Source organism: Pseudorhodoferax sp. (assembly GCF_047601025.1).
GTDB lineage: Bacteria > Pseudomonadota > Gammaproteobacteria > Burkholderiales > Burkholderiaceae_C > Pseudorhodoferax.
The window spans coordinates 2,777,860-2,802,600 of the sequence record NZ_JASGJZ010000001.1 but is presented as its reverse complement, the minus strand read 5'-3'; the positions used below and the strand labels follow the sequence as shown (position 1 = coordinate 2,802,600).

Here is a 24,741-nt window from a genome sequence, read left to right as displayed (position 1 = left end):
GGCTGCCACCCCTACGCGCGCGCGGTTCGCGCGGCTTGCGCCTGCCCGTGCGGCACGGACCAGATGCTGTCCGCCGGCCCGCACCGCACGCGCCGGGCCGTGGCACGCGCCATCCACGCCAGCGCCAGCGCGCCGGCCAGCGCGGTGGCGTCCACGCCCCACGGCGCGCCGTCCGCCCACGCGCCCGAGCCCGGCGCCAGCCAGCCCAGCAGGCTGGAGGCCGGGATCGCCAGCGTGCACGCCACCGCCAGCCACAGCAGCGGCGCGGCGGCGCGCGCCGCGCCGCGCGCGAAGGCCCAGGCGACGCAGCCGAAAAACACCGCGTAGTAGAGGCCGGCGTGCCAGGCGGCCATGTCCTGCACCCGGCCCGGCAGCCACTTGGCGGCGGCCAGGGTCAGCGAGATGCCGGCCACGCAGCCGATGCACACGCCCACCGTGGCGGCGGCCATCAGCGCGGTGTCGCGCCGCTGCACCGGCATGTCGCTGCCCTTGCGCTGGGCCTTGCGCCGCGTCTCCACCCACAGCAGGTTGCCGCTGTAGAACAGCCATGCGCCCGCCAGCCCCAGCAGGAAGTACAGCCACAGCACCGCCGTGCCGCCGAACGAGGCCATGTGCAACGCGAAGAAGCTGCTGATGAACAGGTTGGGCGTGGTCTGCGCGCCGGAGAGATAGTCGGCGGAGAGCAGCTTGCCGGTGTACGGGTCGATCGCGGCGAAGCCGCCCAGCGCGCGCGGCGAGACGGCCTGCGGGTTCTTGCCCCAGACGCGCACCATGGGCCGCGGGCCCGTGGCCTGCGTGTACTGCAGCCCGCCGGGCTCGAAGCCCGGCGCGGCGTCCCGGGCGATCTGCGCGAGCCGCGAGGGCGGGAGCATGTCGGCCGGGTCGCGCGCCGGCGCATCGGCGGGCGGGGCCGGGGGCCGGGCGTAGGTCTGCGCCCACCGCCCCTGGTGGACGAGCCTGTCCTGCAGGGCATAGATCTGGTCGTGGTAGGCGAACACCACGGCGCTCAGGGCCATGACAAGGTGGAACGGCAGGCTGACGATGCCCACCACGTTGTGCGCGTCCAGCCACATGCGCTTGAGGTTCCTGCCCACCCGCAGCGCGAAGAAGTCCTTGACCAGCGAGGGCAGCAGCACCACGACGCCGGACACCAGCGCCACGAAGTACAGCACGGAGACCACGCCCATGATCCAGCGGTTCGGGTCCGAATCCACGGGCAGGCCGACGACGCGGTGCAGCACGTCAATGAACTCCACCAGCCGCGCGGGGCGCTGCTCGCGCACCTGCACGCCGCCGCCGGCATCCAAAACCGCGGTGTAGTGGCGCGCGGCGCTTTCGTCGTGGTCGCCGGCATCGGGGTCGCGCACCTGCCATTCCAGGCGCGGGATGGCCTGGTCGCCTTCCAGCCGCAGGACGGCCTCGCGCGCGGCGGCGGGCGTGGCCGCCAGGGTCCGGGCGATCAGCGGCTGCGCCTCGTCCATCGGCACCGGCTGCACGCGGGCCGCGGGCGGCGTGGACCAGCGGCGCAGCGGCTCCTTGAACACCGTGAGCGCGCCCGCGTAGAAGGCGATGAACAGCGCCAGGCCGCTGACGATGCCGGTCCAGGTGTGGACGGACTTGTAGGTGCGGACGTGGTCGGCCCTCATGCCGCGCCCCCCTGCCGCACCAGCCACCAGACGCCCAGGGCCACGACGTTGGCGCCCAGCAGCCAGGCCCAGGCGCGCAGGCCGCTGGAGAAGAAATACACGCCGGACAGCACGCCCAGCCACACCGGCGGCACCAGCCACATGGCGAGCTGGCCGCTCACCGGCAGCGGCATGCCGGGCAGCTGCGTCATCAGCAGCCCGGCGGCGACGAGGGACAGGCTGAAGCCCAGCAGCAGGCCGGCCAGGGTCTTGGAGACCCAGTCCGGCCGGACCGGGCGCGGCCGGACCGCCCCGGCTTCAGCGGGCGCGGCGGGCATGGGCCAGCGCTCCCGCGTAGGGCAGGACGGCGAGCACCAGCATCAGCGTGGTGCCGAGGACGAAGGCGGCGGCCAGGCGGTGCATGTCCTGCACCAGCGCCAGCCAGCCGAGCAGCAGCAGGCCCGCGCTCGCGGCGCGCGCCGGCCGCCGGGGCCAGGGCGCGGCCCACAGGCGCTGGTTGGGCGAGGCCGCGTAGAGGCACAGGCAGGCCAGGGCCGTGGCGGCCAGGCCGAGGAGCGTGGAGAAGGGCATGGGCGTTGCGCGCTGCGTGGAAGGCCCTTGCCGGACGCGAGCACCCGGCGGGACATCTGGCCTGGGGCCGCGGATCAGAACGACACCGTCGCCGACAGCTTGAAGGTGCGCGGCGCGCCGGGCATCACGAAGCCGTCGGCGAACAGCCCGATCCAGTACTTCTTGTCGGTCACGTTCTCCACGCTGGCGTTGAAGCGCACGGGCGTGGCGCCAAACTTGGTGGCGTAGGCGGCGTCCAGGTCCAGGCGGTTCCACGACGGCACGCGGATGCGGTTGCCCGAGTCGGCCCACTGCGCGCCGGTGTAGACCACGCGGCCGCCCACCTTCAGGCCCTGCACGGGCGTCTGCCAGTCCAGGCCGATGCGGGCGCGCCACTCGGGCGTGCCGTAGGTGTCCTTTCCGGCGTTGCGCTGCTCGGACTTGAGGTGGGTGATGCCGCCCAGCAGCGCCAGGTCCTGCGTCAGCAGGCCGTACATGCTCCACTCCAGGCCGCGCAGGCGCTGCTCGCCATCTTCCGCCAGCGGGGCGGGGGCGACCCCGGTGAACGAGGGGCGCTTGATCTGGTAGGCGCTGAAGGTGTGCGTCAGCTCGCCGGTCTGCAGCTTCACGCCCAGCTCGGCCTGCTTGGTGACCTTGGGAGCCAGCGCCTCGCCCGCGTTGGCGTAGCCCACGCCCACGATCTGGCCCGGCTCCAGCCCTTCGGTGTAGTTGCCGAACAGCGAGACACCGTCGCCCCAGGGGCGCACGACGGCGGCGACCATCGGCGAGAAGCGGCTCTTGCTGTAGCTCGACAGCGGCATCTTCACGGTCTGGTGGCGCCCGCCCACGGTCAGCAGCACCTTCTCGCCGGCGAAGCCCATGGTGTCGGCCACGGCGAACGAGCGGTAGTCGTTCTTGGTGGTGTAGCCGGTCCAGTTCGGCGCGGCGGGCAGGGGCGGGTCCACCGGGTCGTACATGTTGGTGGTGTAGCAGTAGTTGCAGGCCGTGTTGACCGTGCCTTCCTTGTGCTTGAGGATGTTGGCCGACAACTGCAGGCGGTGGCGCACCTCGCCGGTGTCGAACTTGCCGATCACGCCCGCCTCCGCGGTGCGGCGCTCGGACTTGGTGTGCACGTGGTAGATCGCGCCGCGCGTGGTGCCGTCCGCACGGGTGACGAAGGCGCGGGTACCGAACAGCAGGCCCTTGCCCTCGGCTTCGGAGCCGCCCAGCGCGAAGTAGCCCTGCCAGTCCCGGGTGAAGTCGAACTCGGCGCGGGCCAGCGCGCCGCTGTTGTCGTACTTGCCGTAGGTGCCGCGGAACATGTTGGTGTCGCCCTTGGGCGGGTCCAGCAGGTAGCCCACGCCGGGGATCTGGCTGTTGCCCAGGAAGTTGAACATGCCCGGGCTGCCGTTGTCGATCTTGTTGACGCTGCTGTACAGGTCCAGCGAGAAGCGGGCGCCGTCGCCCAGGTAGTCCAGCGCCAGCGCGCCGACGCGGCGGGTCTGTTTCTCGTCCTTGGCCCCCATCTCGCCGTTGCCGTAGACGCCGTTGAAGCGCAGGCCCAGGCGCTGCTCGGCGCCGAAGCGCTTGCCCACGTCGGCATGGGCCTGGAAGTAGGAATGCGTGCCGTAGGTCAGCGTCAGGTCGGCGGTGGGCTGCGCCAGCGCGCGCTTGGTCACCATGTTGACGGTGCCCGCCACGCTGTTGTTGGGCGGCATGCCCGACAGCAGCACGTTCGGGCCGCGCAGCACCTCGACGCGCTCGAACATCTCGATCGGCACCGAGTTGGCCGGGGCGATGCCGTACAGGCCGTTGGTGGCGATGTCCATCGCGCCCATGTCCAGCCCGCGCAGGTTGAAGTTCTGCAGCAGGTGGTTCTTGTTGGTGGTGAAGACGACGGCCGAGTCGTTCTCCAGCACGTCCTGCAGCGTCAGCGCCGACCAGTCCTCGGCCAGCTCGCGGGTGTAGGCATTGACGTGCACCGGCGCGTCGACGATGGAGGTCGCGCCCAGGATGCCCAGGCGCGCGCCCTTGGCCGCCTTGCGGCCCGGCGCCAGCAGGGGCAGGTCTTCCCGCTCGTAGCTGTCGCGCACGGTGACCTGCGGCAGCGCCGCCGCCTTGTCGGCCCCTTCCGTGGCCGTCTGGGCCATCACGGCGGAGCCGGCGCCGGCCGCCATCAGCGCCAACACCAGGGAGTTGAGCCGCAGCGTGCGGCCGGAAGGTACGTGCATGGGTCCACCCTCGAATACAAAAGCAAAAGATAATTATTGTCATTACTACATGCGGATCGCCGCCCTGCCCCTGTGCGCGCCGCCATCGGCCCCTCGATCTGTCGGCAACACGCAACAACCCATGCCCCAGCCCAGGCCAATGGCAGCCCGCACGACACGCTCTAGAATCCGCGATAAAAATCATTCGCATCCAGACACGGTCCTGGCGGTGCCGCCAGGACGCCTTCCTCCGTTGCATCCGACCTTCCATCCGTTGCGCCGCCACCTCTTGGCGGCCCTGGCCGGCGCCGGGCTGCAGGCCTGCGGCAGCGCCGTCCCGGCCCGGCCGGCGTACCGCGTCGAGCGCTTCGGCCTCGCGTCGGCCGACGGGCAGCGCGGCTACCGCGTCCAGCTGGCGATTCCGCGCGCCGCGCCACCGGCCGCGGGCCATCCGCTGCTGGTGCTGCTCGACGGCAACGCCGCCTTCGCGCTGCTGACCGACGAGCTGCTGGCGCAGCAGGCGGCCGGCGGCCGGCCGCTGGCCATCGCCGCGCTGGGCTACGAGGGCGGCCCGGCCGCCGAGGCCGCCGCGCGCGCCTACGACTACACGCCGCCCCTGCCCGGCGGGCAGCCGGCCTGGGACGACGCCGCGCAGCGGCGCCCGGCCGGCGGCGCCGAGCCGTTCCTGGACCTGCTGGAACGGCGGGTGCTGCCCGCGGTCCGCCGCGCCGTGCCCTGCGATCCGGCCCGCGGCACGCTGTGGGGCCATTCCTACGGCGGCCTGCTGGCGCTGTACGCGCTGTTCACGCGGCCGGCACTGTTCGCGCGCTACGCCGCGGCCGATCCCTCGCTGTGGTGGCACGACGGCGCCCTCCTGGCGGTCGAGCCGCAGGCGCGGCCGCTGCCGGCCGGCCGCACCACGGCGCTGCTGCTGATGGCCGGCGGCCCCGCCACGACCGCCGCGCAGGCGCCAGACCGCGCCGAGCGCGCGCACCGCCGCGCCGTGCTGCAGGCGGCCCTGCCGCAGCTGGCCGAGCGCCAGGCGCGCCGCCCCGGCATGGCGCTGGACTACCGCCTCTTCCCGGGCGTCGGCCACGGCCCGATGCGGGCGGCCTCGATCCCGCCGACGCTGGAATTCGCCGCCCGATGACCACCACCGCTCCATCCACCGCCGCGCCGCGCCCGCCCATGGGCCCGCTGGTGTTCGCCGCGCTGACCGGCACCATGGCCATGATGGCCTTCGTCGCCGTGGTCGGCCCCATCGTGCGCCGGCTCGGCCTGCCCGAATGGGTGGCCGGCCTGTCCGTCACCACCGGCGGCATCCTGTGGATGCTGCTGGCGCGCTGGTGGGGCGGCGTGGGCGACCGGCGCGGGCGCAAGCCGGTGCTGCTGATCGGCCTGGCGGCGTTCGCGCTGGCGTACTGGGCGCTGGCCGCCGGCATCGACCTGGCGCTGCGCCAGCACCTCGGCACGCTGGCCGCGCTGGCGCTGCTGGTCGCCGCGCGCGCGCTGATCGGCGCCTTCTACGCCGCCGTGCCGCCCACGGCCGCCGCCGTGATCGCCGACCACACGCTGCCCCGCGAACGCCCGGCCGCGATGGCCAGGCTGGGCTCGGCCAACGCGCTGGGCCTGGTGCTGGGGCCGGCCGCGGCCGGCTGGCTGGCCAGCCGCGACCTGGCACTGGCGCTGTACGCGGCCGCCACGCTGCCGGTGCTGGCGCTGGCGGTGGTGTGGATCGCCCTGCCCGGCGAGCGCGCGGCCATGGCGCAGCGCCCGCCCGGCGCCAAGCCCATGGGCCTGCTCGACGCGCGGCTGCGCGTGGCCGCGCTGACCGGCTTCGCGGCCATGGGCTCGGTGTCCATCGCCCAGGTGCTGGTCGGCTTCTTCGCGATCGACCGGCTCGGCCTGCCGGTGGCCGAAGGCGCGCGCGTGGCCGGCCTGGCGCTGACCTGCGTGGGCTGCGCGCTGATCGTGTCGCAGCAGTTCGTGATGCGCCTACGGACCGTGCCGCTGCCGCGCTGGATCGCGCTCGGCGCGCTGGTCGCCGGCTGCGGCTTCGCGGCCGTGGCCGCGGTGCGCTCGCAGGCCATGCTGCTGGGCTGCTACGCCACCATGGCCTTCGGCATGGGCCTGATCTTCCCGAACTTCCAGGCCATGGCCGCCAACGCCGTGCAGCCGCACGAGCAGGGCGCGGCCGCCGGCACGCTGTCGGCCGCGCAGGGCCTGGGCATGGTGCTCGGCCCCCTCTTCGGCACGCTGCTGTACCGCCAGGCGCCGGCCCTGCCCTACCTGCTGGTGGGCGCGGGGCTGTGGGCGCTGGCCCTGTTCGCCTTCCTGCGGCTGCGCCCGGCAGCCGCCCCGACCCGATGACGATGACTCCCACCCTGCCCCTGCAGCAGCGCTGGCCCGACGACCTGGCCGCGCGCTACCGCGCCGCCGGCTACTGGCGCGGCGACACCTTCCCGGCCATGCTGCGCCGCTGCGCGCAGCGCTTCGCCGACCGCACCGCCGTGGTCGGCGGCGACGAGCGCTGGACCTACGCCGAGCTGGCGCGCCGCGCCGAGACGATCGCCGCCGGCCTGCTGGCGCTGGGCCTGGCGCGCGGCGACCGCGTGGTCGTGCAGCTGGGCAACACGCCGGCGTTCTACGCCGTGGTGTTCGGCCTGTTCCGCGCCGGCCTGGTGCCAGTCTACGCGCTGGCCGCGCACCGCATCACCGAGATCGCGCACTTCGTGCGCAAGGCCGAGGCCGCGGCCTACGTGGCCGTCGAGCGCTACGAGGGCTACGACTACCGGCAGCTCGCGCGCGCGCTGCGCGCGCTGGCGGACCTGCCCACGCTGCGCCACGTCGTGATCCACGGCGACGCCGCCGAGTTCACCGCGCTGGACGCGCTGGCAGGCGACCCGGCGCGGCTGCCCGCGGCCGACCCGGACCCGCAGTCCGTCGCCTTCCTGCAGATCTCGGGCGGCTCCACCGGCCTGTCCAAGCTGATCCCGCGCACGCACGACGACTACATCTACAGCTTCCGCGCGTCGAATGCCATCTGCGGCATCCGCGAGGACACGGTGTACCTCGTGGCGCTGCCGGCCGCGCACAACTTCCCGATGAGCTCGCCGGGCGCGTTCGGCGTGTTCCACGCCGGCGGCACGGTGGTGCTGTCGCCCTCGCCGTCGCCGGACGTGGCCTTCCCGCTGGTCGCGCGCGAGCGCGTGACCGACCTGGGCCTGGTGCCGCCGCTGGCGCTGCTGTGGGCGCAGGCCGCGGCCAGCACGCCGCACGACCTGTCCAGCCTGCGCGTGCTGCAGGTCGGCGGCGCCAAGCTCACGCCCGAGGCCGCGCGCCGCGTCGTGGCCGGGCTGCCGGTGAAGCTGCAGCAGGTGTTCGGCATGGCCGAGGGCCTGGTCAACTACACGCGGCTGGACGACGACGAGGACACCATCCTGACGACCCAGGGCCGCCCGATCAGCCCCGACGACGAGGTGCTGGTCGTGGACGACCACGGCGAGCCGGTGCCCGACGGCGAGGTCGGCTACCTGCTCACGCGCGGCCCCTACACCATCCGCGGCTACCACAACGAAGCGGCGGCCAACGCGCGCTCGTTCACCGCCGACGGCTTCTACCGCACCGGCGACATGGTGCTGCGCAAGCCCAGCGGCCACCTGGTCGTGCAGGGCCGCGCCAACGACCACATCAACCGCGCCGGCGAGAAGATCTCGGCCGAGGAGGTGGAGGACCACCTGCTGGCGCACCCGCAGGTGTTCGACGCGGCGGTGGTCTCCATCCCCGACGACTACCTGGGCGAGCGCAGCTGCGCCTTCGTGATCGCGCAGGGCGAGCCGCGGCCGCGCGTGCCCGAGATCAAGGCCTTCATGCGCACACGCGGCGTGGCCGCCTTCAAGATCCCGGACCAGGTGGTGTTCGTGGACGCCTTCGACACCACGGCGGTCGGCAAGACCAGCCGCCGGGAACTGCGCGCACGGCTGCGCGCCGACTATCTGCTGGCCGAACAGGCCAGGCAACGCCATGAGTGAAGCACTGACCCTGGAACGCATGCGCGCCGACGTGGCCCGCATGCTGCGCGAAGACCCCGAGGCCATCGGCCTGGACGACAACCTGATGGACTGGGGCCTGGACTCCATGCGCCTGCTGAACCTGGTGCTGGCCTGGAACGAAGCCGGCCTGCAGCTGGACCTGTCGGAGATCGGCGCGGAAACCACGCTGAACGGCTGGTGGCGGCTGGTGCAGCAGCGGCAAGGGCAGGCATGAGGGTGGAACGGACTTCGACTGCCCCCCTCCCAGGCCGAGCGCAGCGAAGGCAACCCAGGGCCGAGCGCAGCGATGGCCCGAGTGGCTGTTCCCCCTGTGCCTGCGCCGAGCAGCGCAGCCGCCAGCGGGAAAAGGGCCGTGCATGTCTGAGCCCGAAGGGCGAGTTTGCACGGACCCCGCTGGCGGCGAGCAGCGCAGGTTGCCCGGAGCGCCGCAGGCGCGCAGGGTCGCAGGTACCGGGGGCGCCTTCTTTTGCTTCCTTTTCTTGGCGAGACAAGAAAAGGAAGTCGCCTGCGGGGGCGAAATCCCCGCCTGCGGCAGCTGAATTTCCATCTGTGCGTGCCACGCACAGGGGCCGGGATGTGCGCCCGGCGGCGCAGTCACTTTCTCTTGTCTCGCCAAGAGAAAGTAACCAAAGAGAAGGCGACCCCAGTGCCCACGACCCTGCGCGCCTACGGCGCTCCGGGCAACCTGCGGTGCTCGCGGCATGGGCGCATCGCATCACTCGCTACGTTCGCTGCGCGAACTCCGCTCAGGCAGATGCGATGAGTCAGTGCACGAAGCGCGCGATGCTCGCGCGCCGCCCATGCCGCTGCGCTCCTCGGCGTGGGCACAGGGGCCCCGGGGGGCGGACATCCATCCGGGCCGTCGCTGCGCTCGGCCTGCGATCCGGGCCATCGCTGCGCTCGGCCCTCGTTCCTGGAGGGACGGCATGACCGACTGGCCGCTCACCGAGGCGCAGGAAGGGCTGTGGTACGCGCAGCGGCTCGATCCGGACAACCCGGCCTTCAACTGCGGCCACGCGCTGTGGATCGACGGGCCGCTGGACGCCGAGGCCTTCGCCCGCTGCGCCGAACAGGCCGCCGCCGAATGCGAGTCGCTGGCGCTCGTGCTGCGCGACACGCCCGCAGGCCCGCGGCAGCGGCTCGATCCGGACCGCCGTCCGCGCCTGGAACGCATCGACCTGTCGGCCCATGCCGACGCCGAGGCCCGCGCGCGCGCCGCCATGCAGGCCGACATGCACACGCCGCTGGACCCCACGCGCGACCCGCTCGCGGTCCAGCGCCTGTACCGCCTGGGCGACGGCCGCCACTGCTGGTACCAGCGCGCCCACCACCTGGCCAGCGACGGCTACGGCATGGCGCTGTGGAGCCAGCGCCTGGCCGAGCTGTATGCCGAACGCGTGGCCGGCGGGCCGGCGCGCCAGCCGCTCGCGCCCTTCGAGCGGCTGGTCGAGGAAGACCAGGCCTACCGCGCCAGCCCGCGGCGCGCGCAGGAAGGCACGTTCTGGCGCGAGGCCTTCACGCCCGTCCCCGAGGTCGCCGGCCTGGCGGCCGGCCGCGCGCTCGCGGACCACGGCTGCCACCGCCTGGCCGCGCCGCTGCCCGCCGCGCTGCGCACCGACCTGCTGGCCGCGGCCGCGCAGCGCGAGCTCGGCTGGCCCGACCTGCTGACCGCGCTGGCGGCGCTGTACTGCCTGCGCATGGCCGCGGCCGAATCCACGGTGCTCGGCATCCCCTTCATGGGCCGCCTGGGCAGCGCCGCCGCGCGCGCCAGCGCGACCACGATGAACGTGCTGCCGCTGCAGGTCGAGGCCGCGCCCGGCCAGCCGCTGGCCTACTTCGTCGAACGGCTCGCGCGGACGCAGCTGCGCGCGCGCCGCCACGGCCGCTACCGCAGCGAGCAGCTGCGGCGCGACCTGAACCTGCTGGGCGGCCAGCGCCGGCTGCACGCCGCGCTGGTCAACGTGCAGCCGTTCTACACGCCGCTGGTGCTGCCCGGCCTGGCGAGCCGGCTGGAGATCCTGGGCACCGGGCCGATCGACGACCTGACCCTGGGCTTCCGCGGCGACGGCCGGCAGCAGCTGGAACTCGAACTGGAGGCCAACCCGCGGCTGTACAGCCGCGCCGCGGCCGAGGCCCACCTCGCGCGACTGCCGCACTTCCTGCGCGCCGCGCTGGACACGCTGGCCGCCGGCGGCGCCATCGACGACGTGCCGCTGGCCAGCCCCGCCGAGGCGCAGCGCCACCTGTTCGCGCTGAACGCCACCGACCACCCCGTGCCCGCCACCACGCTGGCCGCGCTGATCGAGGCGCAGATGGCCGCGCGGCCCGACGCCACCGCGCTGGAATTCGAAGGCGCCACGCTGAGCTACGCCACGCTGGAGCGCCGCAGCCGCGCACTGGCGCTGGCGCTGCGGGCCCGCGGCGTGGGCCGCGACCGGCTGGTCGCCGTGGCGCTGCCGCGTTCGCTGGAGCTGCTGGTCGCGCTGGTGGCGGTGCTGCGCGCCGGCGGCGCCTACCTGCCGCTGGACCTGGCGCACCCGCCCGAACGCCTGGCGCGCGTGGTGCAGCTGGCGCAGCCGGCCTGCGCGCTGGTGCGCGAGGAAGACACCGCCCGCTTGCCGAGCGCCCTGCCCCGCCTGCATCCGCACGCCTGGCCGCGCGATGCCGACGCCGCGCTCGACGCGCCGCCGGCGCCCCGCGATGCGGCCTACGTGATCTACACCTCCGGCTCCACCGGCGAGCCCAAGGGCGTGCTCATCGAGCACCAGGCCATCGTCAACCGGCTCGAATGGATGCGCCAGCACTACGGCTTCGGCCCGGACGAGCGCATCCTGCAGAAGACGCCGGCCACCTTCGACGTCTCGGTCTGGGAATTCTTCCTGCCGCTGCTGGCCGGCGCCACGCTGGTCATCGCGCCGCCCGAGGCGCACCGCGACCCGGCCTGGCTGGCCCGCCTCCTGCGCGAACAGCGCATCACCACCTGCCACTTCGTGCCCTCGATGCTGGCGGCCTTCCTGGCGCACCCGGCCGCGCGCGGGCTGGCGCTGCGGCGCATCTTCTGCAGCGGAGAGGAGCTGCCGGCACCGCTGCGCGACCGGCTGCACGCCACGCTCGCGAGCGAGCTGCACAACCTGTACGGCCCGACCGAGGCCGCCGTGGACGTGAGCTACTGGGCGGCAGGCGCCGACGACCACAGCCGCCCGGTGCCGATCGGCCACCCGGTCTGGAACACGCGGCTGTACGTGCTCGACGCGCGCATGCGCCCGCTGCCGCCCGGCGTGGCCGGCGACCTGTACCTGGGCGGCGTGCAGCTCGCGCGCGGCTACCTGGGCCGCGACGACCTGACGGCCGAGCGCTTCCTGCCCGACCCGCACCGCCCCGGCGAGCGCCTCTACAAGACCGGCGACCTGGCGCGCTGGCGGCCGGAAGACGGCGCCGTGGTCTTCCTCGGCCGCAGCGACCACCAGGTCAAGCTGCGCGGCCTGCGCATCGAGCTCGGCGAGATCGAGGCCGCGCTGCACGCCACCGGCCTGGTCGCACGCGCCGAGGTCATGCTGCGCGAGGACGCCGGCGGCGAAAAGCGCCTGGTCGCCTACGTGCAGCCGGCCGCCGGCGCCGATGCCGAGCCCGAGGCGCTGCGCCGGCGCCTGGCCGCGCGCGTGCCGGACTACATGCTGCCGGCCGCGATCGTGGCGCTGTCGGACTGGCCCGTCACGGCCAACGGCAAGCTCGACCGCAAGGCCCTGCCGGCGCCGCGCCGGGACACCGGCGCGCCGGCCGGCCGCGCGCCGCAGACCGCCACCGAGCAGGCCGTGGCCGCGCTGTTCGCCGAACTGCTGCGCCTGCCGGCCGGCACGCCGGTGGGCGCGGAAGCGGACTTCTTCAGCCTCGGCGGCGACTCGCTGTCGGCCGTGCAGCTCCTGCTGCAGATCGAGGAGCGCTGGCACCGCGACCCCGGCCTCGGCACGCTGTTCGAGGCGCCCACCGTGGCCGCGCTGGCCGCCGCGATCGACAGCGAGCAGGTGCGCTTCGACAGCGGCCTGAAGCCGCTGATCCGGCTGGCCGCCGGCAACCCGGCGCTGGCGCCGCTGTTCGTCGTGCATCCGGCCGGCGGCATCGCCTGGGGCTACCGGCTGCTGGCGCGCGCCATCGCCCAGGGCGGCGCGGGCCGCAGCGTCTGGGGCCTGCAGTCGCCGGCGCTGGCGCCGGAGCAGCCGCTGCCGGCCGGCATCGACGCCCTGGCCGAGGAATACGCCGCGCGCGTCGACGCGCTGCAGCCCGAGGGCACGCTGCACCTGGCCGGCTGGTCGGTCGGCGGCATCATCGCCCAGGCCATGGCCGTGGCGCTGCAGCAGCGCGGCCGCCAGGTCGGCCTGGTCGCGCTGCTGGACGCCTACCCGGCCGACTGCTGGCGCGGCGAGCCCGAGCCCACGCCGCTGCAGGCGCTGCGCGCGCTGCTGGCCATCGCCGGCCACGACCCCGAGGGCCACCCCGAGCTGGACACGCGCGAGAAGGTCATCGCCTTCCTGCAGGCCGGCGACACCGCGCTCGGCAACCTGCCCGCCGCCGCGCTGGAAGGCGTGGTGCGCGTCGTGACCGACACGAACCGGCTGATCCGCCAGCACCACCACCGCCGCATGGCCGGCACGCTCGTCCACGTGCGCGCCGCGCGCGACCACGCCGGCAAGCCGCAGCTGCAGGCCGCGCGCTGGCGCGACTACGCCGAGCGCGTGGAGGCGCTGGAGGTGCCGCTGCTGCACGCGCAGATGACCGGCCCCGAGGCCACCGCGCTGATCGCGCCGATGCTGGCGGCGCGCATGCAGGGCACCTAGCGCCCGCCTGCGCTTGCAGGCGGCTTTCGGCCTGCGGCGGCGGGAGGCATCCATCCAGTTCCAGCCCCGCCATGCCGACTGCGGCGCCCCCATCGCCATCGAGAGGAGAAGTCATGGGCCGAAGGTGGCCTCGATACCGGCTTTGCGCCACGAACTGGCGTATGAACCCATCTCCCGAATGCGCCAATGCCCGTGCTGTGGGCGTTCACGCATGAGACTCAACAATTGACACAGCAAGATTGGACGATGGCGGCTCAAGGGCCCGCACGCGCTCCATGAACCGAGCCGGCACGTCGGACGGCTCCCCCGCGGCCGCAGCCGGTAGGTCGTCCGCGGCGGCACGCGCGACATCCATGCATCCGCGTGCTACCCGGTGCGATCGACGATTGGGTCATGCACGTCCTCCATCCATTTCCCCATTCTGGAAAGATCACCGTCCACCTTCAGTTCGCCCGTGCTCAGCATGCGGCCGCGAGTGGCCGGAAACTTCGCATCGGCGCTGCGCAACACATTGAGCTGCCGCGCCGCCGCGGCCGTTACCTCGACCGTGATGTCCGCCCGCTCGTCCCGCCGCGCGCCGATCCGGAACGACGGCTTGCCTTGGACGATGTCGAAGCGAATGCCTTGAACAAGGCCGTCGGACAATTCGGCCCCGTCGGTGTAGCGCTCCACGAACGACAGGGTGAGTTCCGGCGCAAGCCCAGCCTGCGAAGCGGCTTCGGACATCAGCGTCCCGACCATCCGGAACCACTCCGCCGTGCCGTGGCGAATCTTCGAGGTAGGGGTCACTTCCTTCTCCTTGGCCATCACCGGACCGTGAGTGCGATCTTCCCTCGGGTATGTCCGCGGGCCGCTCGTTCATGCGCCTGCCGTGCATCCGCCAGCGCGAACGTGCTGTCGATGGCGACGCGAATCGTTCCCGCATGGAGCAAGCCGGCAAGTTGCGCGAGCTGCGCGCCACTCGACCGAACCTGCGTTGTGGACACGGTGACACCCAGCTTCTCGGCCTCATCGGCGCCGGAGAACCCCAAGGGGAGGATCGGGAACAACGCGCCTCCGCGCTTGAGCGTGCGCAAGAAACGGCCCGTGGCCGGGCCACCCACGGCGTCGACGACGAGGTCGACGTCACGGACGACATCCTCGGCAGCGGTCTTCGTGTAGTCGATGAATTCGTCGGCCCCCAGGTCGCGCAGGAACGCTTCACGCTGGCCGGCACCCACCGCGATCACGCGCGCACCCTGCCACTTGGCAAGTTGCAGCGCGAAGTGCCCCACGCCACCCGCAGCCCCGTTGACCAGGACGGTCTTGCCCTCGAGCGGCACGGGCTCGTGCCTGTCGGGCTGGAGCGGGTTTTGCACGTCGTGCCCCAACTCGATCAGGAACTGCCATGCGGTGAGCAGCGACATCGGTGCTGCGGCGGCATGCGCATGGTCAATGCCGGCTGGCTTGATCGCCACTTCCGATGCCGGCACGCTGACGTACTCGGCATAGGCCCGGCTGCCCCCGGCCAGGCCGGTGGGAAAGCGGACCATCGAATACACCTCGTCACCGACGGAGAAGCCCTCGACGTCATCGGCGACCGCCTCGATCACTCCCGACACGTCCGTGCCGAGAATGAGGGGGAAGGACACCTGCGGCTGCCACTGCGGCGGCAGCATCTTGTAGCCCTCGCGCAAGTACCAGTCGGGAGGGTTGAGCCCGACCGCATGCACGCGCACGCGCACTTCCCCGGGCCGCAGCTCGGGCATCGGTGCATCCTCGTAGCGCAGTACGTCCGGGCCACCGAACTCGTGCTGTTGAACGGCCTTCATCGTCCTGGTCATCGTGATTTCTCCTTCAGAGGGAATGCGGTATGCTGAACGGAACAGTGATCCGAATATACGGAGCAGTGATCCGTTTGTCAAGGAAACCCATGCGAGCCGACGCCAAGAAGAACTACGACCACCTCCTTGCGGTCGCACACCGCGTTCTTGCCGAACAAGGTGCCGATGCGTCGCTGCGCGACGTTGCCCGCCAGGCTGGCGTGGGACTCGGCACGCTGTACCGCCACTTTCCGACGCGGGAGGCGCTGCTCGAAGCCCTGCTCCGCACCCACTTCGACGAGTCGGCGCACAGGGCGAACGAGCTTGAACGGTCAGACGATGCGGGAAGCGCGCTCGTGACGTGGATACGAGAGGCCGTCGCGATGACGCACCACTGCAGCGGCACCATTGCCTTGATGGTGGCTGCGATTTCTGACGAGGATTCCGCGCTCCATGCCTCCTGCGTCACCTTGCGCGCGGCTGGTACGCGCCTGCTTCTGCGTGCCCAGGCAGAAGGCGTGGCGCGATCCGACATGGATGGCAATGATTTGTTCTCGTTGATCAGCGCGCTGGCATGGCTTGCCGACCAGCCGCCGCTCGTGCCGCGCGCGGAGCACCTCTTTGACATGATGGTCGGCGCGATCCTTGTGGATCGCAGTCGTGCGAACGATTCGGCATGAAGCTCATGCCGAAGGTGCGGCAGTGAGCAGGCCCAAGCTCTCGACAGCCCGCGAGCACCGGATGAAGCCGGGCGAAAACCCGCCCATGGGCCTGAGAGGTGGGCAGCTGAACGCGCAGCCGAAAGCGGCACTGGCGGACATCGCGCCGATCGTCCGCAGGCCCGTGGGTCTTCGCCACGATCATTCGTACGGCGAGCTCGAACCCGAGATGAACACCCGGCCGATGACGCAGGGCCCGCCTTCGGCGCATGCTCGGCAACCAGTGCATGCCCATCCCAGCGCATGAACGACGCACTGACCGGCACCGCGCCAGGCCGAGGTCATTGCGAAACAAAAAAGCCCGGCAGCGCCGGGCTCGTGCAGGGGCAGCGGTGTTCAGGCCGCGCTGGCCTTCTTCTTGGCCCCCTTCTTGGCGTGGGTCGTGTGCTTGGCCTTGGCCTTCTTGGCGGCGTGCGGGGCGGGCGCCGGGGCGGCCGCGGCGGGGGCCGCGGTGGCGTCGGACGCCGGCGTGTCGGCAGCCATCGCGCCGGCGGCGAACAGCGTGGTGGCGGCGAGAACGGTCAGCAGCTTCTTCATGGTCGGAACTCCATCGGGTTGATGCTCGGCGCGGTGCGCCGATGCCGCTCCACAACGGCGCAGCCGGGGGGAGGAGTTGACCCCGGCGCCGGCGCCGACAGCTTCGCGACAGGTTCCGCGGCGCCGCTACATCCGCGGGCCGTAGCGGATGTCGTGCAGCACGCCTTCGCGGAACTGCAGGATCGTGATGAACTGGCCGGTGCCGGGCCGGTAGGTCCACTCCTCGACCGGCTCGCACACGGTGGCCTGCTGCGCCCCGCCGAAGGTGTTCGGCGCCACGCCGACCGGCTTGCAGAAGCTGTCGCGCGCGGCCGGCGCGCCGCACTTGGCCTCGACGATGGACTTGGTGTCGCCGTACTGCGCGAAGTCGCGGCCGCAGCGCAGTGTCTGCGTCTGGGCCTGGGCGGCGCCGGCCGCAGCGCACAGCAGGCCGAGGACGGCGGCGCGCCAGCGCGCGGGGATGGTGCAGGGCATGGGGCTCACTCCTCGTCGGTCAGGGCGGCGGCCAGTGCCGCGTCGAATACCGCGGGCTGCTCGTACTGGACCCAGTGCCCGGCGCCGTCGATCAGCGCCAGGCCCCGGAAACCCGGCTCCTGCGCGAAGGCGGCGGCCAGCGCGTCCATGCGCCCGCGGTACAGCACGTCCTCGCGGCCGTAGATCGCCCGGACCGGGCAGTGCAGTTGCCGCAGCGCCTGCTTCAGCGCCTCGGTGCGCGACAGGCGGCGGCGCTGCAGGCGGTCGCGCCCGACGTTGGCCGCGTGCAGCGCCAGGGCCAGCGCGTCGATGGCCTCGGGCCGGTGCAGCATCAGCACGCCCAGGTTGTGGCGGTGCACGGCCGCGCGCGCGGCCGGGTCGGACAGGTGGCGCCAGCCGCGCAGCACGACGGCGCCGGAATCGGACACGCCCATGGCCGGCGCGCCGACCAGCACCAGCCGCGCCGCGCGCGCCGGATGCGCGGCGGCCAGCAGCCCGGCCGTGAGGCCGCCGAACGAGAAGCCCACGAGGTCGCAGCGCTGCCCGCCCAGCAGGTCGGCGAAGCCCTGCTCCAGCGCCTGCGCCACGGCGTCGGCATCGCCGCCGCCGGGCGGGCGCGCCGAGTCGCCGAAGCCCGGCAGGTCGGGCACCAGCACCTGGCGGCCGGCCGCGGCCAGCGCATCGATGTTGCGCACCCAGTGGGTCCAGCTGCCGCTGCCGCCGTGCAGCAGCACGACCGGGCCGGCCGGCCCGGCGTCGGCCGGGCCCCAGCGGTGCCACTGGATGTGGCCGTCGCCGCACAGCGTCTGCAACGGCTGGGCCGCGGCCAGCAGCCGCGGGATCGGATCGGGAAGGACGGACGACATCGCCAACTTATACCGCCGGCGGCTTTTCATGTCCCTGTCACCCTGGCTCGCGAGCATGCCGGCTTCCCTGTTGCAACGGTATGGAGCTTCGATGACGATGTGGCGCAAGGGCCTGACGGCCATGGCGGTGGCGGCCCTGGTGGCGGGCTGCGGCGGTTCCGGCGACGACGGCCAGCCGCTGGAGCTGACCATCCTGCACATCAACGACCACCACTCCACGCTGGAGAGCCGGAGCAAGACGCTCAAGCTGCCGGCCGGCGGCGCCACGCCCGAGGACGTGGCGGTGGACGCCGGCGGCTTCCCGCGCGTGGCGGCCGCCATCGCCGCGCTGGCCGCGCAGTCGCCCAACGTGCTCAAGCTGCACGCCGGCGACGCGCTGACGGGCACGCTGTACTTCAACCGCGCGGGCGCCGACGGCGAGGCCGATGCGGCGATGATGAACACCGTCTGCTTCGACGCCTTCACGCTGGGCAACCACGAATTCGACAAGGGCGACGGCGGCCTCAAGGGCTTCCTGGACCTTCTGCACGCGGGCAGCTGCAAGACGCCGGTGCTGAGCGCCAACGTCCGGTTCGGCGCTGGCTCGGCCCTGAACGCGAGCCGCGCCCCGGGCCTCGTGCGCCCGTCCGCCGTGCTCGAGCGCGGCGGCCAGAAGATCGGCCTGGTCGGCCTGACCATCGCCGGCAAGACCAAGGCCTCGTCCAGCCCCGATGCCGACACCACCTTCGAGGACGAGGCCGTGGCCGCGCAGCGCGAGATCGACAGGCTGCGCGCGCAAGGCATCGACAAGATCATCGTCATGAGCCACATCGGCTACCAGTACGACCAGCAGGTCGTCGCCAGGCTGTCGGGCGTGGACGTGGTCGTGGGCGGCGATTCGCACACGCTGCTGGGCCCGGAGGCACTCGCCACGACCGGCGTGGGCACGCCCGGCGGCGCCTACCCCACGCGCCTGGTGGACAGGGACGGCAGGAACGTCTGCCTGGTCCAGGCCTGGGAATACGCGCAGGTGGTCGGCGAGCTCAAGGTCCGCTTCGACGCCAAGGGCGAGGTCACCCACTGCAGCGGCACGCCGCACGTGCTGATCGGCGACGACTACACCGTGGGCGGCCAGGCCGCCACCGAGGCCCAGCGCACGGCCATCGCGGCCAGCGTCGCGGCCACGGGCTTCCTGCGCGTGACGGCGCCGCAGGCCGCGGCCACGGCCGTGCTGCAGCCGTTCAAGGACAGGGTGGCGGTGTTCAACCGAACCCAGGTGGCGGTGGCGCCGGTCGAACTGTGCTCGCGCCGCGTGCCGGGCGGACCGGGCTCGGTCGACTACGGCCGCTCCGGCGCGGACTGCAACGCCGAGGGCAGCGTGAGCGTGCGCGGCGGCGACATCCAGCAGCTCGTGGCCCAGGCCTACCTGGAGGTCGCGAACGCGCACTACGGCGGCGCCGACATCACGCTGCAGAGCGGCGGCGGCGTGCGCATCCCGCTGCGGGGCACGGTGACGGCGGCGCAGGCGATCCAGGTGCTGCCCTTCGGCAACATGCTGTTCCGCCTGGAGGTGACGGGCCAGGAGGTCAAGAGCATGCTGGAGGACGGCCTGGAAGCCGTCTTCGGCACCGGTGGCACGAGCGGCCCCTACCCCTACACCGGCGGCCTGCGCTTCGACGTGAACGTGCCGGCCGGCTTCGGCAACCGCGTCGGCGGCATCGAGGTCCGCGACAGCGCCACCGGCGACTGGGTGGCGCTGGACCCGGCCAGGACCTACAGGCTGTTCGTGCTGAGCTTCAACGCCACGGGCGGCGACGGCTACCGGACGCTGGCCGCCGTGCCGGCCGCGCGCCGCCTGGACATCGGCGCGCTCGACGCCGACGCGTTCTTCAGCTACATTGAAGGCTTGGCCAAGGACGCCACGACCGGCCTGCCCGTGCTGGGCCGGCTGCCGCACGACCTGTACAGCACCAAGTCGTTCACCGGCCCGAACCCCTAGGCAACATTCCCCGAGCCGCTTCGCCGCTCCCCCTTTTCGCTGCGCGAGGGGGCACGTCCAGCGATGTCTGGCCGCGCCCGCCCCGCGGATGGATGCCGCCGGCAGGGCCTGCCCCACGGCCGCCTGGCCCGCCGGGATGCGACGGGTGCCGTGCCCCCGCCAGCCGCTGCGGTGCGTCAGCCGGCCGGCAGCCGGCGCGTGAACGCCCCGCAGGGCGCGGCACGGGTGTCCCCGAGCGCCTCCCGTGCACGCGGGCGATGCCCAGGCGCAGGCCGTCCGCGCCGGCGTGGGACGGGCCGGACGGTGCGATCGGAGGCAGCAGCAGGCATCCGCCAATCATGCCCAGGCGGGCGCCGCCGCGCCGCCGCGCAGCTGCCGCCGGCAGGCGATCCAGGCCGCTGCCGCCATGGCCGGCACGGACGCGGCCCAGGCCAGGCCCAGCCCCGGCGGCAGCGGCTGCGCCTGCGGCCACAGGACGATGCAGCTCGGCACCGCGGCCAGCAGCAGCACGGCGCCCAGGGCGCGGCGCCACAGCGCCGGGCGGCCGGCCCAGGCCCACAGCGCCGCCAGCACCCCGGCCGGCAGCAGCAGCGCGGCCCAGGCCGCCAGCCACGGCAGCCAGGCCGGGCCGACCTCGTGGCGCAGCAGCACCACGGCGCCGATGCCCAGCGCCAGCAGGCCGATCCGCTCCAGCAGCACGGACAGCGTGAGCCGCCACAGGTGGTGCGCCAGCCCCGCCGGATGCGGCGCCACCGCCGGCGACAGCAGCAGCTCGCCCAGCACGGCGCCGCGCTGCCGCCGCAGCCGGTCCAGCTGGCGGGCCGGCGCGGTCGCCAGAAACAGCAGCAGCCATGCCGCGATCCACAGCCAGAGCACGTTGTCGCGCCGCACCGTCACCAGCACGCCGGCCACGCCGGCGGCCGTCAGCAGGGCCTGCCCCCAGCGCCCGTCCAGCATCCGCTGCTGCCGGAAGGTCTGGAACGCCGGCCCCAGCATGCCGGCCAGCGCGTCGGCCCCGGCGGAGACGGCTGGCCCCTGGCGCGCCGGCCGGTCGGCGCCCGGCCGCGCCAGCAGCAGCGGCAGGCGCGACAGCGGCGTGCGCAGCAGCACGGCCGCGGGCGACCAGCCGGCCCGGTGCGCCCACGCGGCCGACGCACGCCAGAGCCCCCAAGCCGCGGCCAGGCAGCCGGCGCCGAGGCCCCAGGCCAGCCAGCCGTCCAGCAGGACCGGCGGCACATGTCCGCCGAGCTGCAGCAGCTGCAGCGTCGCCAGCAGCAGCAGTCCGCCGCCCAGCCACGGCAGCGGCAGGTGCAGCGCCAGCAGGGCCAGCGTGGCGCCGCGCCACGCGGCCGCCGCCAGCGCAGCGATGTCGGCACCGGCCGGCGCCCACAGCACGAGCGCCAGCAGCGGCGCGCCCACGCTGCACAGCAGCTGCAGCAGCATGCCGGCCGCCCACAGGCGCGCGGCGCCCGGCAGGCACGCGGCGCGCGCGTCCGCCGCCAGCGCGTGGCTGCGCGGGCCCCAGCGCAGGCACCAGAACGCGGCCACCAGCGTCCAACCCTGGCCCCACAGGCGCTGGCCTGCCGGGCCGCCGAGGCCGTGCCCGATCCAGGCCGCCAGGCCGAACAGGGCCACGAACCCGCCCACGCTGGCCACCAGGCGCCAGCCGCCCGGCAGCATGGCCTGCAGCGCGCGCCTCATCCCGCCAGCTCCACGAACAAGTCCTCCAGCCCGAGCGCGTGCAGCTGCGCCGCGGCCGGCAGCGCCTCGCGCAGGCGCGCCGGCTCGCCCCGCAGCAGCAGGCTCCAGCCGCCGTCGTCGAGCCGCCGCCGCGCCAGTTCGCCCGGCAACGGCTGCGGCGGCAGCGGCGCGCCGGCCGGCAGCCAGGCGCGGCGCACGCCGTCCTTCAGCGCGTCCAGGCTCTCGTGCAGCAGCAGCCGGCCGCCGTGCAGCACGGCCACGTGCGAGGCCACCCGCTCCAGGTCCGACAGGATGTGGCTGGAGAACAGCACCGTGCTGCCGTGCTCCAGCACGCCGTCGACGATCTCGCGCAGCAGCGCGCGGCGCGCCACCGGGTCCAGCGCGGCGGCCGGCTCGTCCAGCACCAGCAGGTCCGGGCGCGGCGCCAGCGCGCGGACGATGGCCACCTGCTGGCGCTGGCCGGGCGAGAGCTCGCGCAGCCACCGGTCCCGGTGCAGGCCCCAGCGCTGCAGCAGCTGCGCCGCCAGGCCGTGGTCCCAGCGCGGGTACAGGCCGGCCACGAAGTCCAGCATGGCGCCCACGCGCATCCAGCCGAAGCTGTCGGGCCGCTGCGCCACGTAGCCCAGGCGCGCCTTCTCGGCATCGCCCAGGCGCTGCGACGGCCGGCCGAGCAGCCAGGCCTCGCCCTGGTCGGGCCGCTGCAGGCCCAGCAGGCATTCGATCAGCGTGGTCTTGCCGGCGCCGTTGCGGCCGGCCAGGCCGACGACGCTGCCGGGCGCGACCTGCAGCGCCACCCCGTCCAGCACCCGCCGGCCGCCGAACCCGCGCACCAGCCCCCGCGCGCCGAGCACCGGCTGCGCCACCCCCTCCACCTGCTCCACCATCGCCTGCGTCATGCCTCGCCTCCTTCCATGACCGACCGCAGCGCGGCCGCCACCTGTTCCGCATCCAGCCCCAGCTCGCGCGCCTGGCGCGCCAGCGCGCGCAGCGCCGGCTCCAGCGCCTGCAGCCGCGCGCCGGCACTGCGCGCCGCGCGGGCCTGCGCGGCCACCACCATGCCGACGCCGCGCCGGCGCTCCAGCACGCCCTGCTCCTGCAGCAGCGCATAGGCCTTGGACACCGTCATCGGGTTGACCGCATGCGCGGCCGCCACCTCGCGCACCGAGGGCAGCTGCGTGCCCGGCGGCCACTGCCGCGCGGCGACCAGGCGCGTGACCTGGCCGACGATCTGCCGGTAGATCGGGTCGGGGGCGCCGGGATCGATGTGCAGCGACAGGCCATCCATGTGTATCACTATACCAATACACATAGCGCGCCGGCGGGCCAGCGCCAGGCGGTGTCGCTCAGCCCGCCGGCCGTGCGGGAGCGGCCTGGCCAGCCAGGCCGGTGCGCTGCGGCGCCATCCAGGCAGCCCCGGGGCCCGGTCGGTGCGCTGCGCGGGCGGCGCCAGGTCGGGCAGCCAGCCGGCCGCACGCGCAGGGGGCCCGGGAGCAGTGGCGCGAGGCCCTGGCAGGCGCAGGGGGCACTGGCTGGCGCCAGGGGGCCCTGGCTTGGCGCGAGGCCCGCAGTGGCGCGGGCCCGGGCCGCGGCGCGCGGCTACTGGCGCGCGGTGCGCACGTTGGCCGGCACGGCGCCGGGGTGGCTGGTGCGCCAGGGGTTGATGTCCAGCCCGCCGCGCCGGGTGTAGCGCGCGTACACGCTCAGCTTGACCGGCCGGCAGCGGCGCCAGATGTCCATGAAGATGCGCTCCACGCACTGCTCGTGGAACTCGTTGTGGTTGCGGAAGCTGACGATGTAGCGCAGCAGGCCGGCCTGGTCGATCTGGGGGCCGGAATAGGCGATCTGCACGCTGCCCCAGTCGGGCTGGCCGGTCACCAGGCAGTTGCTCTTGAGCAGGCCGGAGGTCAGCACCTCGCTGACGGGCTGCTCGTCGAAGCTGGCGCGCAGCAGCTCGGGCGCCGGCTGGTACTGGCTGCAGTCCAGGTCCAGCCGGTCCAGGCTCAGGCCGTCCAGCTCCTGGATCGGCTGCCGGTCGAACTGCTCGGGCCCGAGCAGCCGCACGCCGATCTTGGCCGGCGTGTCGCTGCCGCGCCAGACGGCCTCGGACAGGTCGGCCCGCAGCCGCGCGCGCACCGCCTCGGCGTCGTCGAACACGGTGTTCGAGAAGCTGCCCAGGTACAGCTTGAAGGACTTGCTCTCGACGATGTTGGGCGTCTCGCAGGGCACGGTGAAGTGCGCCAGCGCGATCTGCGGCTTGCCGCGCGGGTTCAGCCAGCTCAACTCGTAGGCGGTCCACAGGTCGGCGCCGAAGAACGGCGCGCGGCCGGCGACGCCGATCTCGGCGCGCTTGCCGGCGCGCGCGATCGGGAACAGCAGCGCGGGGTCGTACTGGTCGGCATAGGCGGAGGCCTTGCCGAGCGGGGAGTGTTCGGGGAGGTTCATCGGAATTCGTTCTGCCGCAGCCACTTGGTGGCGATCCATTTCTCGCCGACGACCACCGGCGAGCCGCCGTGCAGCGTGCGCGTGCTCGGGTGCGGCCGCTCGTAGCTGAAGAACACGGCGTTGCCGCGCTTGGGCGCGACCTCCAGCTGCGCGTCGGGAAACACGGTGCCGCCGCCGCCTTCGGGCTCGGCCAGGTACATCACCAGCGTGGCCACGCGCTGGCCGCCGCGGCGCAGGATCGTGGCCGTGCCGGGCTCGCCCGGGTCGAAGTAGTCGTAGTGCGGCTTGTACTCGGCGCCGGGGCCGTAGCGCAGCACCTGCAGGCCCTCGCCGTTCTGCACCGGCCAGCACAGCAGCCGGGCGATGCGCTCCTCGATACGGGCGATCAAGTCGGTCTCGGCGCGCTGGAAGAACATGCCGTCGCTGGTGCGGTCGACGTTGATCTCCTCGCCGCCGGTCTGGGTGGCGACCGTGCGCGAGCGCGCCATGCGCGGGCGCGCCAGGTCCACCAGCGCCTCGCATTCGTCGGCGGCCAGCAGGTCGCCGAACACCACGATGCGCGGACTGCGCTGCACGCTGATCACGTGCACACGGCGGTCGCCGGCATCCAGGTACAGCGGCGAGCCTTCCAGGTCGGGCTCGGGCACGGCGCTGGCCGGCGGCAGGCTGGTGGCCTGGCGCGCCTGGTCCAGGTGGGCGCGCAGCGTGGTCTCCATGGCCTGCGCGGCCAGGGCCTCGTCCCAGCCGGCATCGCACATGGACTTGAGCAGCACTTCGGGCGCATGGCCGGCCTGGGCCTGCTCGACGATCCACTGCCGCAGCTGCGGCGTGACGGCTTGTTGTGCGTTGGCGGACATGCGGCTCCTTCGCGGATCGGAAATGGCCTTGGCCGGACTGGCTTCAGCCGGGATGGCCTTGGCCGGACCGGCGTCA

The 24,741-nt window shown here is 73.6% G+C and carries 22 protein-coding genes; 8 read left to right on the top strand and 14 right to left on the bottom strand.

Annotation, left to right across the window (positions count from 1 at the left end):
- Positions 1-11 precede the first annotated feature (11 nt).
- The 4 genes from QM782_RS13260 to QM782_RS13245 form a co-directional block, all read right to left on the bottom strand.
- On the bottom strand, positions 12-1,646 hold the full coding sequence (locus tag QM782_RS13260; protein ID WP_415203376.1) for a PepSY-associated TM helix domain-containing protein: 1,635 nt from the start codon (positions 1,644-1,646) through the stop codon (positions 12-14).
- The gene (locus tag QM782_RS13255) at positions 1,643-1,963 is read right to left on the bottom strand and encodes a hypothetical protein (protein WP_415203375.1); all 321 of its coding nucleotides are present in this window, start codon (positions 1,961-1,963) and stop codon (positions 1,643-1,645) included. The genes QM782_RS13260 and QM782_RS13255 overlap by 4 nt, the downstream gene beginning before the upstream one ends.
- Positions 1,944-2,216, bottom strand: coding sequence for a hypothetical protein (locus QM782_RS13250; RefSeq protein ID WP_415203374.1), 273 nt, complete (start codon positions 2,214-2,216; stop codon positions 1,944-1,946). Before QM782_RS13250 ends, QM782_RS13255 begins: the two co-directional genes overlap by 20 nt.
- Before the next feature lie 74 nt (positions 2,217-2,290).
- The gene (locus QM782_RS13245) at positions 2,291-4,426 is read right to left on the bottom strand and encodes a TonB-dependent receptor (RefSeq protein WP_415203373.1); all 2,136 of its coding nucleotides are present in this window, start codon (positions 4,424-4,426) and stop codon (positions 2,291-2,293) included.
- A 232-nt stretch (positions 4,427-4,658) separates the two neighbouring features.
- Here QM782_RS13245 and QM782_RS13240 point away from each other — a divergent pair, with 232 nt between their 5' ends.
- From QM782_RS13240 to QM782_RS13220, 5 genes are all read left to right on the top strand, one after another.
- A complete protein-coding gene (locus QM782_RS13240; protein ID WP_415203372.1) occupies positions 4,659-5,555 on the top strand; it encodes an alpha/beta hydrolase in 897 nt (298 codons plus the stop codon).
- Positions 5,552-6,775, top strand: a complete 1,224-nt coding sequence (locus tag QM782_RS13235; RefSeq protein WP_415203371.1) for an MFS transporter — start codon at positions 5,552-5,554, stop codon at positions 6,773-6,775. The genes QM782_RS13240 and QM782_RS13235 overlap by 4 nt, the downstream gene beginning before the upstream one ends.
- Before the next feature lie 2 nt (positions 6,776-6,777).
- Positions 6,778-8,436 (top strand): (2,3-dihydroxybenzoyl)adenylate synthase, encoded by a 1,659-nt coding sequence (locus QM782_RS13230; protein ID WP_415203370.1) that lies wholly within the window; start codon positions 6,778-6,780, stop codon positions 8,434-8,436.
- Positions 8,429-8,671, top strand: a complete 243-nt coding sequence (locus QM782_RS13225; RefSeq protein WP_415203369.1) for a phosphopantetheine-binding protein — start codon at positions 8,429-8,431, stop codon at positions 8,669-8,671. Before QM782_RS13230 ends, QM782_RS13225 begins: the two co-directional genes overlap by 8 nt.
- A gap of 712 nt (positions 8,672-9,383) precedes the next feature.
- Positions 9,384-13,289 (top strand): amino acid adenylation domain-containing protein, encoded by a 3,906-nt coding sequence (locus QM782_RS13220; RefSeq protein WP_415203368.1) that lies wholly within the window; start codon positions 9,384-9,386, stop codon positions 13,287-13,289.
- Positions 13,290-13,655: 366 nt separating this feature from the next.
- On the opposite strand, the gene QM782_RS13215 is transcribed toward QM782_RS13220, so the two are convergent.
- Complete coding sequence (locus tag QM782_RS13215; RefSeq protein ID WP_415203367.1) at positions 13,656-14,096, bottom strand: hypothetical protein; 441 nt, start codon at positions 14,094-14,096, stop codon at positions 13,656-13,658.
- On the bottom strand, positions 14,096-15,112 hold the full coding sequence (locus QM782_RS13210; RefSeq protein ID WP_415203366.1) for an NADP-dependent oxidoreductase: 1,017 nt from the start codon (positions 15,110-15,112) through the stop codon (positions 14,096-14,098). Before QM782_RS13210 ends, QM782_RS13215 begins: the two co-directional genes overlap by 1 nt.
- An 89-nt stretch (positions 15,113-15,201) precedes the next feature.
- Between QM782_RS13210 and QM782_RS13205 the strand changes: the two genes are divergently transcribed.
- Together QM782_RS13205 and QM782_RS13200 are read left to right on the top strand one after the other, a co-directional pair.
- Positions 15,202-15,771 (top strand): TetR/AcrR family transcriptional regulator, encoded by a 570-nt coding sequence (locus tag QM782_RS13205; protein ID WP_415203365.1) that lies wholly within the window; start codon positions 15,202-15,204, stop codon positions 15,769-15,771.
- A gap of 61 nt (positions 15,772-15,832) precedes the next feature.
- Entirely contained in the window at positions 15,833-16,057 is a 225-nt protein-coding gene (locus tag QM782_RS13200; RefSeq protein WP_415203364.1) for a hypothetical protein, read from the top strand.
- An 89-nt stretch (positions 16,058-16,146) separates the two neighbouring features.
- On the opposite strand, the gene QM782_RS13195 is transcribed toward QM782_RS13200, so the two are convergent.
- From QM782_RS13195 to QM782_RS13185, 3 genes are all read right to left on the bottom strand, one after another.
- Positions 16,147-16,347: a hypothetical protein gene (locus tag QM782_RS13195; protein WP_415203363.1), complete on the bottom strand. Its 201-nt coding sequence runs from the start codon at positions 16,345-16,347 to the stop codon at positions 16,147-16,149.
- A 126-nt stretch (positions 16,348-16,473) separates the two neighbouring features.
- Entirely contained in the window at positions 16,474-16,821 is a 348-nt protein-coding gene (locus tag QM782_RS13190) for a DUF2845 domain-containing protein (protein ID WP_415203362.1), read from the bottom strand.
- Between the two features lie 5 nt (positions 16,822-16,826).
- Entirely contained in the window at positions 16,827-17,687 is an 861-nt protein-coding gene (locus QM782_RS13185) for an alpha/beta fold hydrolase (RefSeq protein ID WP_415203361.1), read from the bottom strand.
- A gap of 91 nt (positions 17,688-17,778) precedes the next feature.
- On the opposite strand from QM782_RS13185, the gene QM782_RS13180 reads away from it, so the two are divergent.
- Positions 17,779-19,665 (top strand): bifunctional metallophosphatase/5'-nucleotidase, encoded by a 1,887-nt coding sequence (locus QM782_RS13180; RefSeq protein ID WP_415203360.1) that lies wholly within the window; start codon positions 17,779-17,781, stop codon positions 19,663-19,665.
- Positions 19,666-20,001: 336 nt separating this feature from the next.
- Here the strand turns inward: QM782_RS13180 and QM782_RS13175 are convergent, their stop codons facing one another.
- The 5 genes from QM782_RS13175 to QM782_RS13155 all read right to left on the bottom strand — a co-directional run bounded on the left by QM782_RS13175 (position 20,002) and on the right by QM782_RS13155 (position 24,665).
- Entirely contained in the window at positions 20,002-21,366 is a 1,365-nt protein-coding gene (locus tag QM782_RS13175; protein ID WP_415203359.1) for a hypothetical protein, read from the bottom strand.
- Entirely contained in the window at positions 21,363-22,262 is a 900-nt protein-coding gene (locus tag QM782_RS13170) for an ABC transporter ATP-binding protein (protein ID WP_415203358.1), read from the bottom strand. Before QM782_RS13170 ends, QM782_RS13175 begins: the two co-directional genes overlap by 4 nt.
- Positions 22,259-22,651: a GntR family transcriptional regulator gene (locus tag QM782_RS13165; protein ID WP_415203357.1), complete on the bottom strand. Its 393-nt coding sequence runs from the start codon at positions 22,649-22,651 to the stop codon at positions 22,259-22,261. The genes QM782_RS13170 and QM782_RS13165 overlap by 4 nt, the downstream gene beginning before the upstream one ends.
- A gap of 311 nt (positions 22,652-22,962) precedes the next feature.
- Positions 22,963-23,808 carry an NADPH-dependent 7-cyano-7-deazaguanine reductase QueF gene (gene queF / locus QM782_RS13160; RefSeq protein WP_415203356.1) on the bottom strand — a complete coding sequence of 282 codons (846 nt, stop codon included), beginning with the start codon at positions 23,806-23,808 and terminating at the stop codon, positions 22,963-22,965.
- Complete coding sequence (locus QM782_RS13155) at positions 23,805-24,665, bottom strand: 2OG-Fe(II) oxygenase (RefSeq protein ID WP_415203355.1); 861 nt, start codon at positions 24,663-24,665, stop codon at positions 23,805-23,807. Before QM782_RS13155 ends, queF begins: the two co-directional genes overlap by 4 nt.
- Between the last annotated feature and the right edge of the window lie 76 nt (positions 24,666-24,741).

Excerpts from the sequence above, each read along its gene's own strand:
- QM782_RS13260 (WP_415203376.1), bottom strand. The coding sequence starts at position 1,646 with ATGAGGGCCGACCACGTCCGCACCTACAAGTCCGTCCACACCTGGACC.
- QM782_RS13255 (WP_415203375.1), bottom strand. The coding sequence starts at position 1,963 with ATGCCCGCCGCGCCCGCTGAAGCCGGGGCGGTCCGGCCGCGCCCGGTC.
- QM782_RS13250 (WP_415203374.1), bottom strand. The coding sequence starts at position 2,216 with ATGCCCTTCTCCACGCTCCTCGGCCTGGCCGCCACGGCCCTGGCCTGC.
- QM782_RS13245 (WP_415203373.1), bottom strand. The coding sequence starts at position 4,426 with ATGCACGTACCTTCCGGCCGCACGCTGCGGCTCAACTCCCTGGTGTTG.
- QM782_RS13235 (WP_415203371.1), top strand. The coding sequence starts at position 5,552 with ATGACCACCACCGCTCCATCCACCGCCGCGCCGCGCCCGCCCATGGGC.
- QM782_RS13230 (WP_415203370.1), top strand. The coding sequence starts at position 6,778 with ATGACTCCCACCCTGCCCCTGCAGCAGCGCTGGCCCGACGACCTGGCC.
- QM782_RS13225 (WP_415203369.1), top strand. The coding sequence starts at position 8,429 with ATGAGTGAAGCACTGACCCTGGAACGCATGCGCGCCGACGTGGCCCGC.
- QM782_RS13220 (WP_415203368.1), top strand. The coding sequence starts at position 9,384 with ATGACCGACTGGCCGCTCACCGAGGCGCAGGAAGGGCTGTGGTACGCG.
- QM782_RS13215 (WP_415203367.1), bottom strand. The coding sequence starts at position 14,096 with ATGGCCAAGGAGAAGGAAGTGACCCCTACCTCGAAGATTCGCCACGGC.
- QM782_RS13210 (WP_415203366.1), bottom strand. The coding sequence starts at position 15,112 with ATGACCAGGACGATGAAGGCCGTTCAACAGCACGAGTTCGGTGGCCCG.
- QM782_RS13205 (WP_415203365.1), top strand. The coding sequence starts at position 15,202 with ATGCGAGCCGACGCCAAGAAGAACTACGACCACCTCCTTGCGGTCGCA.
- QM782_RS13200 (WP_415203364.1), top strand. The coding sequence starts at position 15,833 with ATGAAGCCGGGCGAAAACCCGCCCATGGGCCTGAGAGGTGGGCAGCTG.
- QM782_RS13195 (WP_415203363.1), bottom strand. The coding sequence starts at position 16,347 with ATGAAGAAGCTGCTGACCGTTCTCGCCGCCACCACGCTGTTCGCCGCC.
- QM782_RS13190 (WP_415203362.1), bottom strand. The coding sequence starts at position 16,821 with ATGCCCTGCACCATCCCCGCGCGCTGGCGCGCCGCCGTCCTCGGCCTG.
- QM782_RS13185 (WP_415203361.1), bottom strand. The coding sequence starts at position 17,687 with ATGTCGTCCGTCCTTCCCGATCCGATCCCGCGGCTGCTGGCCGCGGCC.
- QM782_RS13180 (WP_415203360.1), top strand. The coding sequence starts at position 17,779 with ATGACGATGTGGCGCAAGGGCCTGACGGCCATGGCGGTGGCGGCCCTG.
- QM782_RS13175 (WP_415203359.1), bottom strand. The coding sequence starts at position 21,366 with ATGAGGCGCGCGCTGCAGGCCATGCTGCCGGGCGGCTGGCGCCTGGTG.
- QM782_RS13170 (WP_415203358.1), bottom strand. The coding sequence starts at position 22,262 with ATGACGCAGGCGATGGTGGAGCAGGTGGAGGGGGTGGCGCAGCCGGTG.
- QM782_RS13165 (WP_415203357.1), bottom strand. The coding sequence starts at position 22,651 with ATGGATGGCCTGTCGCTGCACATCGATCCCGGCGCCCCCGACCCGATC.
- queF (WP_415203356.1), bottom strand. The coding sequence starts at position 23,808 with ATGAACCTCCCCGAACACTCCCCGCTCGGCAAGGCCTCCGCCTATGCC.
- QM782_RS13155 (WP_415203355.1), bottom strand. The coding sequence starts at position 24,665 with ATGTCCGCCAACGCACAACAAGCCGTCACGCCGCAGCTGCGGCAGTGG.